Source organism: Empedobacter falsenii (genome assembly GCF_013488205.1).
GTDB classification, from domain to species: Bacteria; Bacteroidota; Bacteroidia; order Flavobacteriales; family Weeksellaceae; genus Empedobacter; species Empedobacter falsenii_C.
This window is the reverse complement of the sequence record NZ_CP040908.1, coordinates 2,338,020-2,354,575: the sequence shown is the minus strand read 5'-3', so window position 1 is coordinate 2,354,575 and position 16,556 is coordinate 2,338,020. Positions and strand designations below refer to the sequence as shown.

Here is a 16,556-nt window from a genome sequence, read left to right as displayed (position 1 = left end):
ATTTGTCGCAGCAGTAATTTTAATGCTATTGGATTTATCCGTATTTTCGATTAAAATTTACAAAGATGAAATTCGGAAAAGTAGAAAATCCAGAATTGGTTGATTTTACATTGCCCAAAACACCTAATGAAACTATTGAGCTTTTAAATTCTTACGATAAAACAAATAATTTTGAAGTTTATGTAGGTTGTGCAAAATGGAATAAACAAGATTTGAAGAATTTTTATCCACCTAAAACGAAAGATGAATTAAGTTATTATTCGACTCAATTCAATAGTATTGAGCTTAATGCAACATATTACCGTTCTCCTAGCAAAGAAAATGTAGAAACTTGGGCGAATAAAACGCCAAAAGATTTTAAATTTTTCCCGAAAATTCCACAAAGTATAAGTCATTATGGTCGATTACAAAATGTGACAGATAAATTAACTCAATATTTGGATGCAGTAGCGTTGTTTGAAGATAAATTAGGAATGATTTTCTTGCAAATGCATGAAAATTTCGCTCCAAAAGATTTTGATAAACTTCAGAATTTTATTGAAAATTTTCCGAAAGGTTATCCTTTGGCAGTAGAATTACGCCATGAAGATTGGTTTTCTAATGAAGAAAACTTTAATCGATTGATAACTTTATTAGAAAAGCATAATATTTCAAATATTATTGTTGATGCTGCAGGTAGGAGAGATATGGTGCATATGCGATTGACTTCTAGCGAAGCTTTTGTACGTTTTGTTGGAGCAAATATTCCATCTGATTATGAACGCTTGGATGAATGGATTGATACAATTAAACTTTGGAAAGCAGAAGGTTTGCAAAAATTGTATTTCTTTATTCATCAAAATTTGGAACTCGAATCTCCTATGCTTGCAAAATATTTTATCAAAAAATTAAACAATGATTTGGATTTAGACATTCGTGGTCCGCAAGATGAATTGACGTTGTTTTAGACGTTTAAGATTATTAGAAATTATTTTAAAAACTATATGAAAAAACTTTTATTTGTACTACTTACATTTATTACTCTCACTTTTTCTTTTGCTCAAGTTCAGAATTTGAAAGAGTTGTCTACTGGAGTTTTAGAGCAATCTTCTCGACTTAATGACAACGATGGAAATGTGATCGGATATGCATTCATTTTCAACAAAGGATTAATAAAAGAAGATAAATTTGTTCAATACGAATATGTATTGTTAGACAATAATTTGAACAAAATTACGAATGGAGATTTTGAGCTTCGTAACATTGCAAAGTCAATTTATACCTTTACAGGAATAGAATTTTTGAAACAAAAATTGTATATCAATTCGAAATTATACCATGCTAAAAGTTTTGGTGAATATGGAAATATTTTGATGAAGCTTGATTTGAAAACAAATAAAACCGAAGACGTTATGTTTTATAGAAATGGTGGTTATACTTCGTTTTCTGAAGTTGAAAGTTTTGATAAGATGAAATTTTTAAACACTTCGATGTATTCTGCCAATGTATTTAAAATGTATAAGAACGAAAATCAAGTTTATTATGTTGATTTTAAGATTGGTTTCGAAAATCTTTTAGAAAGTATAAATATTTATAACGAAAATTATGAGAATACATTTTCTTATGTGATTGATAAGAAAATGAAAAAGGATGGTTATAAGTTTGAACTAGGAACTTTTAAAGAAGATCAATTAGTTTTATTGCAAAAAAAGGTTGATGAATCTTCAGGGTTTTCCAAAATTGGGGTAGAGAGGTTGTTAACGTATACTTTGGCAGATGGAAAAAATACATCAAATATTGTATATAGTTCAAAAACTAATCGAGACGGAATTTATGTTTTTCCTGAGATGGAAATACAAAATGATAAATTACTTGTAATTGGAGAGATAAAAGAATCTTCAGAATATGCTATTCCATATTCTAGATTTGGACCAACTATTGGATTGATGCGAACAATTTATGATAGTGTAGGAAAGCAATTGCTAGAAAAAAGAATTAATTACAACGAAATATTTTCTGATATTGGTTTTAAAACCTTAAGAGATAATGATGGTTATCGCTATGCTTTGAAAGAGTTTTTTAATTATAATGATGATTCGTTTACGGTTTTATTAGAAAAGCAAAAAGGAGATAATAGCTTTACTATTATTCGATCTACAGATTATATTATCGCTAATTTTGATAAAAACGGAATTTTTAAAAATCATATTGTACTAGAAAAATCGAAACAAAAAATGTTTGATAGTTATCTTTTTTCTCAAGAAAATAAAGCTGAAAACGAAGTTTTGTTTTTTTATAGTGAACAAGATAAAACTGATAAAAAAGTTTGGAATTTAATTATCAATAAACTTAAAAATGGCGTTTTAACTCAAGATAAAATGCCTTTCAAAACAAAGGAAACAAGTATGCGTTTTGGTAAAGCTAAATATGGCTATATTTTTATTAGTGAATATAATAAAGATGAGAAAGAAAGCTCAGTTCGAATAGAAAAACTAAATTTATAAAAAGGAAAAAAGCAACTAATTAGTTGCTTTTTTTGTATAATATTCTCCAATATTTTTTAATTCGTCATTTGTTAAACTCCATAAGAAATTCAGTAACTTTTGCTTATTGATATTTTTGTCATTTGCATCAACTTGAGCAACATATTTATTAAATTTTAAAGATTTTCGACCTTCATACAATTTAGTGAAAACTATTCCGATATATTTATCTAAATCTGTTCTATTCGAATGATTTTGCTTCTCATACATCAACTCCAAAAGTGCTGTTGTATATTCTTCATTGTGAATATAATTTTCGTAATAATTTTTGATTTCTTTTGCTTTAACATTTTCAAATTCTGCCGAAGGAGTTACATTTTGTTTCGTAAAATCTTCTTGAAAATTTTTCTGAATCCAATTTAATCGATCATCTAAATTTGGATGTGTACGAATAGAATCTTTATCAATATATTCAGTGAAATTTAATCCTTCGAACAATGAGTTTTTTTCTATTTTAATCGATTTAGAATTGAATTTTTGTTCAGGCAAATCAAATAAATAAGGGTAGATAGAATCATCAAGTATAAACTTATCGTTTTGATCAAATTCTTCAATTTTCTTTAAAAGATGAAAATATTCGCTTTTAGGATAATTTAGATTTTTATATAAAATATAACCTAAACTATCAGCAGAAATTTCTTTTTTGCGTGATTGTTCTGCTAAATCATATTTTTTTTGAATAACTTCATTTTGAGATTTAATCAATTTTAAAAAATCTTGTCGCTTTATTGACTTAATTTCTCGTTTAAAATATTTTTCAAATTCTGCATCTTGTTCTATTGATAATCTTGTGTGATTTAATTGATTATGTGCAATCTCATGACAAATTACGGCTGCAAATTGAAATTGATTATCTAACAAATTAAACAAACCAGATTCTATAAAATAAAAATCAAAACCTAACGAAGCAGCATTAGGAATATTAGATATAATAATATAGAATTTATTTGTATTCGATTTTAAATCATTGTTTTTAGAAATGATTTGATTAAAAATATTTTGAGTAAGCTTTTGATAATCATTATCTAATACGTAATTATTTTTAGTATAATTAAGAGAAATTCGATGTTCTAAAAATTCAAAATAATTTTCATATTCTTTTCTTTCTTCTTTTGATTTGAAATTACTAAGAGTAGATTTTATATTTTTAATGTATTTTGAATCTAATTCCTTTGTTTGTGAATTAACAGTTTGGATAAATAATAAATAAGAGAAGAAAAGTATAAAGTATTTCATTCTATTTTGTGAAAATTTTTAGTGTATAATTCTTACAAAAATATACAAATAATTCTTTAAACCTCGATTGTTTCAACTAATTTTGCAGAACAAATAAAACAAAAGATTCTTCTCAATTATGAAACAATTTACTTCAGTTTATGATGTAGAAAACATCGACGAATTACTAAAAACAGCCTTAGAAATTAAAGCAAATCCTTTTGCTCAACAAGAAGTTGGTAAAAACAAAACAGTTGGTTTAATTTTCTTTAATCCAAGTTTGCGTACACGTTTAAGCTCTATTAAAGCGGCTTATAATCTTGGAGCAAATGCTTGGGTTTTGAATGCTGGAGCAGATTCTTGGACATTGGAAATGGCTGATGGAGCTGTGATGAACGGAGATTCGCAAGAACATATCAAAGAAGCAATTCAGGTAATGAGTGCGTATTGTGATGTTTTAGGAGTTCGTACTTTTCCGAAATTAGTAGATCGTGATGAAGATTACAACGAAATCATGTTTAATAAAGTAAAAGAGTTATCTTCTGTTCCCGTTGTGTCTTTAGAAAGTGCAACCTTACATCCTTTACAATCTTTTGCGGATTTAATTACAATTGCAGAAAAAACGGGTTATACGCCTGGGACAAAACCTGCAAAGAAAGTGAAAGTTGTGATGACTTGGGCACCACATCCACGTCGTTTGCCGCAAGCTGTTCCGAATTCTTTTGCACAATGGTTTTCTAAAGTAGATTGGGTAGATTTTACAGTTGTACAACCGAAAGGATATGAATTAGATTCCAAATTTACTGATGGAGCAATGATAGCTTATGATCAAGATGAAGCATTGAAAGATGCAGATTTTGTCTACGCAAAAAACTGGTCTTCTTATGAAAATTATGGTCAAGCGAATGATGGTGATAAAGATTGGGAAGTGACAATGGATAAAATGAATTTAACAAATAACGGAAAATTTATGCACTGTTTACCAGTTCGTCGTAATGTGGTAGTATCTGACGAAGTTTTAGATTCTGATTGTTCTATCGTAATTGATGAAGCAACGAACAGAATTTTCTCAGCTCAAACTGTTTTCCACGAGATCCTGAAAAATAAGTAGTAAACTACAACATACAAAAAAGGCTTAAAAATTATTTTTAAGCCTTTTTTGTTATATTATTTCTTGATTATTTTTTTTGTACTTTCTTTTCCATCTATAATTGTTCTTAGTATATAGATGCCTTTTGGTAAATGTTTCACATTGATAGACTTTTCTGAAGACTTAAGAATTAATTTACCATTCATATCATACAAGGTAGCAGTGGTTAACTTTCCATTTGTTTGAATATTTATGGTTTCTGTTGTTGGATTTGGATAAATTTCCAAAGTTGTGCTATTAATATTAGTAGTGCTTAAATCAGAATCTGGTAAACTAATTAAAAATGATACAGCATTATTAGTTCCTTGTTTTCCGTAGCCAACTATTTGTTTTCCATCTTCAGAGATCTCTAATGGCAATGCAAACGAGATTCCTAAATCATCATATTTTAATATATCTTTTACATAAGCATTAAGAGTCATTAAACCCATTTTTTCTGTCCAAATAAAACCCTCACCATAAATAACAGGTCCAGCTCCTCTGTAATATCCAACAATTAGACTTCCATCTTTATTAACTGCGGTAGCTGCGCCATAAAAAAAAGAACTTGCATATGGGTGCTCTATTTTAACTATTCCAGTTTCTTTGCTCCATTTTGTTGCATAAAAACCACTAGAACCAACTAACCATTTTCCATCTCCAGAAATTTTAGATATTTCATTAACTAATAAACCTTCAGGATTTGTTATTAAAGTTTGTTTTCCATTTTCCCAAAAACAGCCAGTTCGAGATCCATCATAAGTATCTTGCCATCCAACAAAAATTTTACCATCATTACTCACATCATTTATTCTTGAATAACGATCTGCATAGGTAACTCCAATATCTACTAAGCCTTTTTCTTTATTCCAGTATACACCTCTAGAACCTTTATTTTCAGTGTTTGCTAAGCCTACAATAGTATTCGCATCTGGAGTCATTCCCCATACAGAGCTTGCTACTCCATCTAGAGTATAACCTAAATTACCGAGAAAATTCCATGATTTAGACTCTAGATTATACGTTGCCATTTCTACAATGTTTGTATTTTTATTTGTTGCCGTACTTGCAATCGTTTTTCCATCTGCAGTAATCGTAGGATTACCTATATAGTATACATTACTAGGCATTTCATCTAAGGTTTGTAATCCTTCTTCTGGTGTCCAATAATAACTAACTATATTTGAATTAAGAACTACAACTTTTCCTTTATCAGAAACTGCTTTTGCCATTTGTCCATTTCCAATTACATAAACTTGTGCATTTGTAAGTGGTGACATTGAAAACAAAGATAGAACTAATGATCCTTTAAATAATTTGTAATAAAACTTCTTCATAAATATTTTGTATTAATTAATTTTAAAATTACCTATTCTTATGAATTGATTATATAAGTTTTGACTTAATAGATAGTTTTCTGAAATAATGAAGGGTAAGTTATAGTTATTTAGTGTTTTATGTATTTATTTAAAAGTTTTGAATTCAAGAAAATTTACAAAGTATATGTGATAGAAATTATATGTAAGTCCTAAATATTTATCATTTATATTAATTGTAGGATAGAAAAGTTGGATGTGTATTTTAATTGATTTGTTGTCAATTTTGTATCTTTGAATAAAGATTTACAAATGGCAGATTATATCAGAATTCATCCAGAAAATCCACAAGAAAAAGCGATTGATCAAGTGGTTAAGATTCTACAAAATGGAGGTTTAATTATTTATCCTTCCGACACTGTGTATGGATTAGGATGTGATATTACGAATATCAAAGCGATGGAAAAATTGGCACGATTGAAAGGTGTTAAATTAGAAAAATCTCATTTTTCTATTGTTTGTAATGATCTAAGCCATTTGTCTCAATACACTTTGCCAATTGATAATAGTACGTTTAAGATTTTGAAACGCGCTTTACCAGGGCCATTTACATTTGTCATGAATGCATCGCGCAATTTACCTGTCGCTTACAAAGGAAAAAAAACGGTTGGTATTCGTGTTCCAGATCATGCTGTTCCGCAAATGATTGTCGAAAAATTAGGAAATCCTATTGCCTCAACTTCTATTTATGATGAAGATGAAATTGTTGAATATACAACAGATCCTGAATTGATTTTTGAGAAATGGGAGAAACTTGTGGATGCTGTGATTGATAGTGGTTATGGAGATAATATTGCGTCTACTATTGTTGATATGACAGATGGAGTAGAGGTTTTACGTGAAGGTAAAGGTGATATTGAAGATTATTTATAATTTATTTTTAAGAAAAAACTATGAAAATATTACTTTCTCCAGCGAAGATGATGAATTTGGAAACGAATGCTAAATGGAGAGCAACAACACCTCAATTTTTAGAACATTCGCAAAAAATTATGGATGTTATGAAAGAGATGAGTACAACTGATCTTGAAAAATTAATGAAAATTTCGAAAGATATTGCAGAAATGAATGTGGAGCGTAATCAGGTTTGGAATGTTAAACCTACTGCGAAACAAGCTATTCCGGCAGCTTTAGCTTTCAAAGGTGAAGTTTATAGAGGGTTGAATGCTGAAACTTTAGATGATGATGCATTTGATTACTTTAATAAACATGCATTTTTGTTATCTGGACTTTATGGGATGTTGCGTCCTTCTGATAAAGTAATGTTGTATCGATTGGAAATGGGTTCGAAATTAGATGTTCATGGTTCGAAAAATTTGTATGGTTTTTGGAAAGAAATTTTGACATCTTTTCTAAATTCAAAATTGAAGAAAGGCGAGTTTATCTTAAATTTAGCAAGCAATGAATATGCAAAAGTTTTGGATAGAAAATCATTAAAAGTTCCGATGATTGATGTAGAGTTTCAAGATTACAAGAATGGTGAATTGAAAAAAATCATGATGTATTTTAAACATGCTCGTGGTGCAATGGCGCGTTATTGTGCAGAAAATAAAGTTGAAACTTTGGATCAAGTGAAAGCATTTGACGTGGATGGTTATCGTTTTGATGAGAACCTTTCTGCCGAAGAAATTTTGGTATTTACAAGATAATGACTAAAAAAATAATAACTTGAAGACTACTTTATTAGTAGTCTTTTGTTATTTTTAAATAATATATGAAAGAAAATTTTATCGATAAATTACCCATCAAAATTATTTACTCGTTCCAATCTCTGATTGAAGAATTAGAACGATCTGAATACAATTTTGGAGAGTTTAAAGCTTTTCTAGAATACCTGAAAGCTACTCGACCAGAGTTGATTGATGGTGTTGAAACATTTGAAGATTTTCAGAAAATTATTAAAGATGTTGAGCCAATTATTGAGAAAATTATTCCTAAACCATTTGTAAAATATAATTTAAAAGCGATAACTTTTCCCTTTTCAGATAAATTTATTTTTGCAACGGATCGACTTAAAGAGTTGATTGATAATAATGAATCACGACTAAAATTCAATTTTGAAGATTTAGATTATGATACATTATATAAGTTTTGTTGTTGCTTCATCTTATCAAAATATTATCATAAAAATTTAGATTTTAATTTATCAAATCAGTTGGTGATAGACAATCAAAATGGCTACAGAATTTATCTTGGGACTGATATAAACCATGATTATTTTCGTATTTATCCATCTGAAGATAAATTTAAATTGACTGAAGATGAAATTGAAGAGTTGTTGAATAATTATGAAGATACAGCTTTGTGGATGAGAAAAATTCCAATTGGATCTTGGATTGCAAAAGGGTTTAATCTTGTATCATTTTTTGATAATACGACTGAAATTGCACTTTCTAACTTAAAATCTAAATTATTATCTTATGGAGAACCTTTTAATATTGTTCGAAATGATATTATTTCTGCATTAAAATCTATTTTTAGAATCAATAATTTAGAAGTCGGTTTTTCGGCTTATAATTCGGATAAAAATCAATTGGAAATTAGTCATTTATTACAATTGAATGATAGTTTATTGATTGATAATCATAAAAAAATAAAACTGAATGAAATTTTTTGTGCTGATTTAGAGAACAAAATATCGAAATCAGATTATTATGTTGTTTCTAATATTGACGCAGCTTTGGAGAAGTTTCCACAAGATAAAATGTTGAGAATGGCAAATGAATCTGGTCTGAAAAGTTTGATTCTTTATCCATTGAAAAACGGAAAATCTCATTTAGGTATTTTGGAAATAGGCTCGAAAGAAGCTGGAGTTTTCAATCGAATTAATGCAAACCTTTTACGCGAAATCACGCCTCTTTTAGAAGAATCTATTTATCGCTATACGGTAGAATTTGAGAATCAAATCAATGCTTATATACAAACCGAATATACCTCGTTGCATCCAAGTGTAGATTGGAAATTTAGAGAAAAAGCTCGCGAACATATATTGCATCCGGGAAATACAAAACAAAAATTGCAGATCTCTTTTCAAAATGTATATCCAATTTATGGTGAATTGGATGTGAGAAATTCGTCAGTGATTCGAAATCAATGTTTAAAAATGGATTATACTAATCAGATTAATTACTTGATTTTGATTTGTAACGAGTTATATAATCGTACAAAAAAGAATAAATTTTTGGATTATATTGACGATTTGACTGATTTTTTGCAACGAATAGATAATGTAGATAAAATCTATTTCGAAAGCGAATTATTTGATTACATTACGTTGCATATTCATCCTGAAATTCCCAAATATGTAAAGGACAATGAGAAATCAATTATCGAAGAATATCTAAAAAAGTTAGATTCTACAACGGGATTATTTTACGTAGAACGCAAAAAATTTGACCAAACAATTGTAATGACAAATTCACTTTTGTCGAACAAATTAGACACTTTTCAGAAAGATGCTCAAGATGTATTTCCGCATTATTACGAACGTTTCAAGACAGATGGAATTGATTACAATTTGTATGTTGGGCGAAGTATTGCGCCGTTCAAAAAATTCTCCTATCAAAATATTCGAGAAATTAGATATTGGCAACTACAAGCGATGATAGCCTTGGAACAATCTTACAAAGAAATTCAGAAAAAAACACCATTAAAAGTTGAGGTTGCTTCGTTGATTTTTGCAACGAATACCACTTTAGATATTTTGTTCAAATTAGATGAGAAACGTTTTGATGTTAATGGATATAACAATGCAAAATATGAAATAATCAAGAAAAGATTGAGTAAAGCTTTTGTGAAAGGAACAAATGAACGAATCAATTTGCCACACAAAATTTGTATTATTTATACCGAAGTTATCCTAAAAGAAGAATACTCAAATTATATCAATTTATTAATTGATAAGAAATTTTTGAAAAAAGATGTTGAATATTTGGAAATTGATGATTTGCAAGGTATAAGTGGTTTGCAAGCAATTAGAGTTTCGATTAATTATAAAAATAAACTCGAAAAATATACAAAAATAGAAGAATAAAGAATGGAAAAAGATGATGTATTGCTTAATATTTCGATAGATAGTACTGTCGAAAATATTTGGAAAGTTTTGACAGATGAACAAGCATTTAATGAATGTTTTGAAAATATAAAAATGACTTGTAACGAATGGAAAGTAGGAGAGAAGATAAAGTTTGTATCGCAAAAAAATAATGAAACGTTGATAGATGAAGCCTTGATTACATCAATTATGGAGAATGAACGTTTGCGATATAATTATAAAAAACAAAATACAGACCATGAGATTGAAGTGATTTTTAATCTAAAATCTTCAGGTAATTTTACTTATCTATCAATTGAAGGAAAAGATTTTGCGGATGATTTTGAACGCTCACATTCAGAAAATGCGTGGATAAATATGATGCAAGCAATCAAGAAATATGTACAAAAAAAATAACCTTCAAATTTTTGAAGGTTATTTTTTTATATGTTAAAATCCGAAATTCAATCCAAAAACGATTCGCCCTGGATCTTCACCTTTAAAGTATGAAACTGTTGCGGTAATAGATTGTGCTCCGTTTATCCAAAGTCCGCCACCCATAGATGAATGCCATTTATTTGAGTCTTCTCCGTTTAACCAAACTCGTCCATAATCAGCTCCAACAAAAACGCCTAATCGCAATGGAACAACGGCTTTGAAACGTAAAGCATCAAATCGTAAATCAGATGTTTGTAAGAAAACTTTGTCTCCAGCAAAACGACCTAATCGATAACCACGTAAATCTTGATCTCCACCTAAATTAGCCATTTGGTAGAATTCCATAAAATTACCCCAAACTGCTTTACCTTTTAGCATAGAAGCAACTGTTAATCTTCCATTTGCAGAAATTTTATGCGTAAAACCTAAATTAAGTTCTGTGTAAAAATGATTACGTTCAAAATCTGTCAAGTTAGAAATCCATTTAGCATTAGCTAAAAATGTCATACCTAATTTTGGTAATGATTCGTTATCGTAATTTTTGAACAAATATTTGGCTCCAATTTCTCCGAAATGTTGTCCTTTGAAAACGTCTCTATTAATTGATGGTAAATCTTCGACGATACGATCTTTATTCTCTTCAATCTTTTTGTAACTATAAATCGCAGAAAAATCTAAACGCCCATTGTTATTCATAATCTTGAAAATAGATGGTCCAATACTATAACTTTCTAATCGAACACGGTTATAATCCATTCCAATTTCTTCTTGATTATTCACGGTTTCGTTTCCTAAGCCAAAGAAATTTGTACTATAAGTTGGACTCGTGTAAGCAGCATTAAGGTCTAAATTCCATTTGCCCAAAGCTTTTGTAAAGGTTCCTTTGTATTTTGCATCCCAACCGCCTGTCGCAAAATAATAACTTAATTGCAAATTGTGACGTTGCGAATATGGTTTACGATCAAAACCGTTGACAGTGTAGGTTGGCGATAAACCAATTTTTATTCCATCATCAGGATTGTAGCCGATATTAGGTAACATCGTAAAGAAATTATACATCGGTTGTTTGTAATCGTATGTATTAACCTCGTAATCGTTGACAAAATTTTTCGACGTCAAAAAAGTAGATTCCGATGCATCACTTCCGTTTGCGTAATCATATACTTTTATTTTTGCAGAACGTTTTACTTCGTACATATCGTCATCTATTCCACCAATAATACGAACTAAAATAGCATTATTTGGCTTTCCTTCAACCTTGAATTTATCTTTTCCGTTTAATCCGTATAAACGAATTTCTTTCGTTTCTTTTTTATCAAAATCTTCATCAAGAATTAAAGTTCGATTTTGTCCTGAATAGATTTTTACATTTGTTTTTCCTTTTGGTAAACGAGTTATCACAAAATCTTCATCTTCATCTGTTCCTTTCAGAATGACTAATTTGCGAAGAACTTTATTATATTCTTCAGCGAATTTTTCTAATTTAGATTTTCGAGCAATAAGATTATTAATGACTTCTTGATCATATTCTTGTTTTGTTTCTTCAGGAATTAATTCAAATGATTGTTTGATAAAATCATCACTCAAATTATCTTGAATATATTTTGCTTCTTTTTTCCATAAATCAAGATCGGATGATTCTAAAATGGCTAAATCCAACGGGTAAGGCTCTCTGTTGAACCATTTTACATTTTTGATATCATCTTTGTAATCTTGCATATGTCTAAGCGGAGGAATTTTCATAATCAAATGAAAGAAAAGTCCGTCATAACGTGGAAATGCTTGGTCTCTATCACGTGGAATTGGTTTGTAAATAGTTTGATTATTTTCTTTGTAAACGCCCCAACGCCATTGATCAGAATGTCGATCCCAATCACCAACTAACATATCAAAAAGTCGTGCACGAATGTAGGCTTGTTTATCTACAACAACATCTTTGTTTTTGTGAATTGCAGCCAACATATCATCTGTACTAACAATATCTTTTGGTTTTCCGAAAACACCATCTTGATATCCAGACATTGGTCGCTCTTCTATCATGTATAATTCATCACCAAAATTCTCATTATATTCTTTCAAGGCTTCTTGTTTCGGAACATAATATAATTTTGGCGTAGAATGCATAATATTGATCGGTTTCATCAAATTAGCAACTGTTAGTGGATAATATGGATGATTGGTTGTATAGAAATCCATCAAAAATTTTTCTGTGAACGAATCTTCAAACTCATCTGCAACATATTTATTTTTAAATGCAACTTGCTGAATGAATTGCGTGGCACTTTTCTTCACCGATCGCATATTGTATTCTTCACCTTTCGCATTCACCAATCGTAAACTTTGCGTTTGATGTCCACCGCCCATTCTAACAGGGGTTAAACCTCCATTTAGCTGACTTAAATTAACGGTATTAGCAGTAATTGTTTGACCATATGTTCGACGATAATGGCGACCAAAAAAGAATTTATACGGATCAGATTTACGTGTATCTTCTAATGGATATACACTTGTTTCTTTCGTTTTCGGCATTTTTTTGTCATCATAAACTTGAGCCAAATATTCCTTTTTCTTTTCTGTAATTTGTTTTGCTAATAATAATTCGATTCCACCGTCTTTAAAACCATAGAAATTAGCTTTAGAAGCACCATTATCATACAAATCTAAGACAACAAAACCATTATCTCCGTAAGAAAAATCGTTTTTACCAACCGCTTTTGCCGATTCTTTTTTAGAACCAGAACCACTGATAATTTGTTTGACATTGTTTTGCTGAATGTATTGCAAGTTGTGATCGTGTCCAGAAACAACAATTACATTATTTCTATTTTCGATAAGCGTTGCAATACGAGAAGCCATCTCTCTGTATTTGAAATTATTAACGTCTTGAGGGCTAAGACCTGTTGTACTTCTTAGTAAATTGATAAAAGATCCAATTACAGGTAATGGAACTTTGAAATTATCTCCTAATGGATAAAACTGTTTTTTGAAATCAAATTGTCCACCATGTGTTCCGTTCGAATATAACGGATGATGCATCGTGATAACAGTTGTTCTGTTTTGATATTTGTTCAATTGCGATTCTAGTTCTTCGAAGAAAGCTTCGCGCGATTTGATATCACATTTTTCATTCAGACCAGGATGTTTGTCCCAATCTTGCAAATACCATTCAGAATCTATCGCAATAATTCCGATGCTATCATTTACATTTATTTTATCAATTGGACACGCATCTTTTGGTAAAAAAGATTTTTTATTACCCAATTGTTTTTTGACTAATTTTTCTTGTTCTTTTAATCCTTTTACACCATTCCGCCAATCATGATTTCCTGGAATAAAAAGAGTTTTTCCTTTAAATTCTTTCGCTAAATCAATCTGAAATTGAAGTTTTTCTCTACTTGTTGTATATTCAGCTTTTGTAGAATCTGTTACAATTCCATTTTCGTAAACATTATCACCTAAAAAGAAAAGGTAAGAAGAAGAGTCAGCTTTCGCTAATTGATTCTTTAAAATTTCTAAATTTTGTTTATTTTTTGGTTGATCAAGATCTCCTGCATCGCCAATTAAATAGATAGATTGTATTTTATTTCCTTCTACATTTTGTACTTTTTCTGTCTTAATGTTTCTCCCATATTGAGGATGTTGCGTAGCGCAAGATGTCATATAAAGGCAAGAACCTACTAAAGCCAAAAAAGGATAATTCAATTTTTTGTTGTTCAGTGTTGGTAATAATTTCATACATTTAAGCGTTAAAAACTTGTGATGAACCAATTGTTATTAGATATAGAAAACTATGTTTTCAATCTGTTCAAAGATAATCTTTCTTTAGATTTTACGTATCATAATTTTATGCATACTGTAAAAGTTGTAGAAGCTATAAAAACGTTGTCTACCGAAGAGCAAATATCTACAGATTTACGAGAAAAATTATTAATTGCTGGTTGGTTTCATGATACGGGATATACAAAAACCGTGCAAGGTCATGAAAAAGAAAGTGCAAATATTGCAAAACAGTATTTGAGCGAGCATAATTTCGACGAAAATTACATCAACGAAGTCCAAGATTATATTTTAATCACAACATTAAATAGTGTTCCGAAAAATATAGGTGAAGCAATTGTAAAAGATGCAGATAACTATCATTTAGGACAAACCGAATATCCTAAGATTTCTGAGTTGTTACGTGATGAAATTGCCAAAATTTGTCACAAAGAATTTTCGGACTACGAATGGCATCTAGAAAATAGAAATTTCTTTCTAAATGTTCATCATTTTTATACAGATGCCGCAAAAAAACATTGGCAAAAAGGAAAAGAAGAAAACTTAATTTATACACAAAACAAAATCAAAGAGATAGAGTTGATTGGTGATATTCCTAATAAGTATGAAATTAAGAAAAAGAAAAACGATAAAATTCAGCAACCAGAACGTGGAGTTGATACACTTTTTCGTGTGACGTTAAATAATCATACTCGTTTAAGCGATATTGCGGATAGTAAAGCCAATATCTTATTGTCTGTAAATGCTATCGTGATTTCGATTGCACTTTCTACTTTGGTTCCAAAATTAGGAAGTCCAAAGAATGAATATTTACTTTTACCTTCAATTGTAATGCTTTTATCAAGCGTTGTTTCAATTATTTTTGCAATTTTAGCAACTAAACCAAATGTAACGTACGAAAGTTTTAACGAAGAAGATGTAAAAAACAAAAAAGTGAATTTACTTTTCTTCGGAAATTTTTATCAAATGTCGCTTGATGCCTACGAAGAAGCGATGCAAGAACTTATGAAAGACCGCGATTATTTATATAATTCTATGACAAGAGATTTGTATTATTTAGGAAAAGTTTTGGAAAGAAAATATCGTTTGTTAAGCATCACGTACACAATTTTTATGATCGGAACAATTTTATCCGTTCTAACGTTTGCTTACGCGATGATCACAAATGTTGCTTAATTATTTCTTTACTTTTTCGAAATCGAACGCAATTTTACTTGATTCATCATTACTAATCTCAGCTTTTAACTGATTTCCAACTTTCCAATATTTGATAAGTTTAGGAAAATCATTCTCTAGATTTTCTAATGTAAATGAATTTCTATCAGAATTGATCAAATCAAAATCAGTTGTCTCATTTTTAGTTTTGTCCAAGTTAACTTTCAATATCCATTTATCATCAATCTTTGTGATAGTAAGATGTTCCTGCGAAATTGTATCATTATTTTTGATAGTAAAACCACAACCTAAAAAAGTGTTTTTATCAACTTTTTTCCAGTTTTCATACGTTTTTCGATCAGGTTTTTCATTCGTCCTAATCCATTCTCCAACCAAAAAATCAAAACTTGGTTTATCAGCAGAAGTTTTAGTTGATTCGCAAGAATTCAGCGAAAAAATAAATAAAATTAGAAAAGTAAATTGTTTCATATTGGTGTGTTTCAGTTTTATTTCGCGTGCCTATCAACTTCAAAAATTCCAAAAACATTGTTATCTGTATCCAAAAAATAACCTTGCCAACACATTCCAGGAATTGCAAATTTTGGCATAGCTATTATTCCTCCGTTTTCCAGGATTTTTTGAGCAGTTTTATCAAAATTTTCTACTTCCATGGTACATGTAAAAGCATTTGTACCACAATTTAGAGGAGGTGTTTCGGCAGGGCGCTTAAACATTCCTCCCTCCATTCCAGATGTATTGATACGATAATATTCGAGCGGTAAACCTTCTTGTTTTAAAAAACTCCATCCGAAAACATTTTCATAAAATGTCATGCATTTCTGTGGATCATTTGCTTGAATTTCAAAATATACAATGCTATTCATCTGTGGTAAATTTTCTATAATTGAATT

13 protein-coding genes are annotated in these 16,556 nt (G+C 29.7%); 8 read left to right on the top strand and 5 right to left on the bottom strand.

From position 1 onward, the window contains the following. Positions 1-65 precede the first annotated feature (65 nt). Together FH779_RS10930 and FH779_RS10925 are read left to right on the top strand one after the other, a co-directional pair. The gene (locus FH779_RS10930) at positions 66-947 is read left to right on the top strand and encodes a DUF72 domain-containing protein (RefSeq protein WP_180904709.1); all 882 of its coding nucleotides are present in this window, start codon (positions 66-68) and stop codon (positions 945-947) included. Between the two features lie 36 nt (positions 948-983). Continuing rightward, positions 984-2,483, top strand: coding sequence for a DUF6770 family protein (locus FH779_RS10925; RefSeq protein ID WP_180904708.1), 1,500 nt, complete (start codon positions 984-986; stop codon positions 2,481-2,483). A 15-nt stretch (positions 2,484-2,498) separates the two neighbouring features. Here the strand turns inward: FH779_RS10925 and FH779_RS10920 are convergent, their stop codons facing one another. Continuing rightward, the gene (locus FH779_RS10920; RefSeq protein WP_180904707.1) at positions 2,499-3,758 is read right to left on the bottom strand and encodes a M48 family metalloprotease; all 1,260 of its coding nucleotides are present in this window, start codon (positions 3,756-3,758) and stop codon (positions 2,499-2,501) included. 118 nt (positions 3,759-3,876) lie between these two features. Here FH779_RS10920 and FH779_RS10915 point away from each other — a divergent pair, with 118 nt between their 5' ends. Next, positions 3,877-4,848 carry an N-acetylornithine carbamoyltransferase gene (locus tag FH779_RS10915; protein ID WP_180904706.1) on the top strand — a complete coding sequence of 324 codons (972 nt, stop codon included), beginning with the start codon at positions 3,877-3,879 and terminating at the stop codon, positions 4,846-4,848. Between the two features lie 56 nt (positions 4,849-4,904). On the opposite strand, the gene FH779_RS10910 is transcribed toward FH779_RS10915, so the two are convergent. Further along, positions 4,905-6,203 (bottom strand): T9SS type A sorting domain-containing protein, encoded by a 1,299-nt coding sequence (locus tag FH779_RS10910; protein WP_180904705.1) that lies wholly within the window; start codon positions 6,201-6,203, stop codon positions 4,905-4,907. A gap of 291 nt (positions 6,204-6,494) precedes the next feature. Between FH779_RS10910 and FH779_RS10905 the strand changes: the two genes are divergently transcribed. From FH779_RS10905 to FH779_RS10890, 4 genes are all read left to right on the top strand, one after another. Then, positions 6,495-7,115 carry an L-threonylcarbamoyladenylate synthase gene (locus FH779_RS10905; RefSeq protein WP_038336126.1) on the top strand — a complete coding sequence of 207 codons (621 nt, stop codon included), beginning with the start codon at positions 6,495-6,497 and terminating at the stop codon, positions 7,113-7,115. A 20-nt stretch (positions 7,116-7,135) separates the two neighbouring features. Next, positions 7,136-7,891: a peroxide stress protein YaaA gene (gene yaaA / locus FH779_RS10900; protein WP_180904704.1), complete on the top strand. Its 756-nt coding sequence runs from the start codon at positions 7,136-7,138 to the stop codon at positions 7,889-7,891. Positions 7,892-7,956: 65 nt separating this feature from the next. After that, positions 7,957-10,275 (top strand): hypothetical protein, encoded by a 2,319-nt coding sequence (locus FH779_RS10895; protein WP_180904703.1) that lies wholly within the window; start codon positions 7,957-7,959, stop codon positions 10,273-10,275. A 3-nt stretch (positions 10,276-10,278) separates the two neighbouring features. Beyond that, the gene (locus FH779_RS10890; RefSeq protein WP_180904702.1) at positions 10,279-10,692 is read left to right on the top strand and encodes an SRPBCC domain-containing protein; all 414 of its coding nucleotides are present in this window, start codon (positions 10,279-10,281) and stop codon (positions 10,690-10,692) included. A 33-nt stretch (positions 10,693-10,725) separates the two neighbouring features. Here the strand turns inward: FH779_RS10890 and FH779_RS10885 are convergent, their stop codons facing one another. Beyond that, a complete protein-coding gene (locus tag FH779_RS10885; protein WP_180904701.1) occupies positions 10,726-14,448 on the bottom strand; it encodes a metallophosphoesterase in 3,723 nt (1,240 codons plus the stop codon). A gap of 24 nt (positions 14,449-14,472) precedes the next feature. Here FH779_RS10885 and FH779_RS10880 point away from each other — a divergent pair, with 24 nt between their 5' ends. After that, positions 14,473-15,666, top strand: a complete 1,194-nt coding sequence (locus FH779_RS10880; protein ID WP_180904700.1) for a Pycsar system effector family protein — start codon at positions 14,473-14,475, stop codon at positions 15,664-15,666. Here the strand turns inward: FH779_RS10880 and FH779_RS10875 are convergent, their stop codons facing one another. Both FH779_RS10875 and FH779_RS10870 read right to left on the bottom strand, forming a co-directional pair. Next, on the bottom strand, positions 15,667-16,134 hold the full coding sequence (locus tag FH779_RS10875; RefSeq protein ID WP_180904699.1) for a DUF6265 family protein: 468 nt from the start codon (positions 16,132-16,134) through the stop codon (positions 15,667-15,669). Between the two features lie 17 nt (positions 16,135-16,151). Then, entirely contained in the window at positions 16,152-16,529 is a 378-nt protein-coding gene (locus FH779_RS10870; protein ID WP_180904698.1) for a VOC family protein, read from the bottom strand. Positions 16,530-16,556 lie beyond the last annotated feature (27 nt).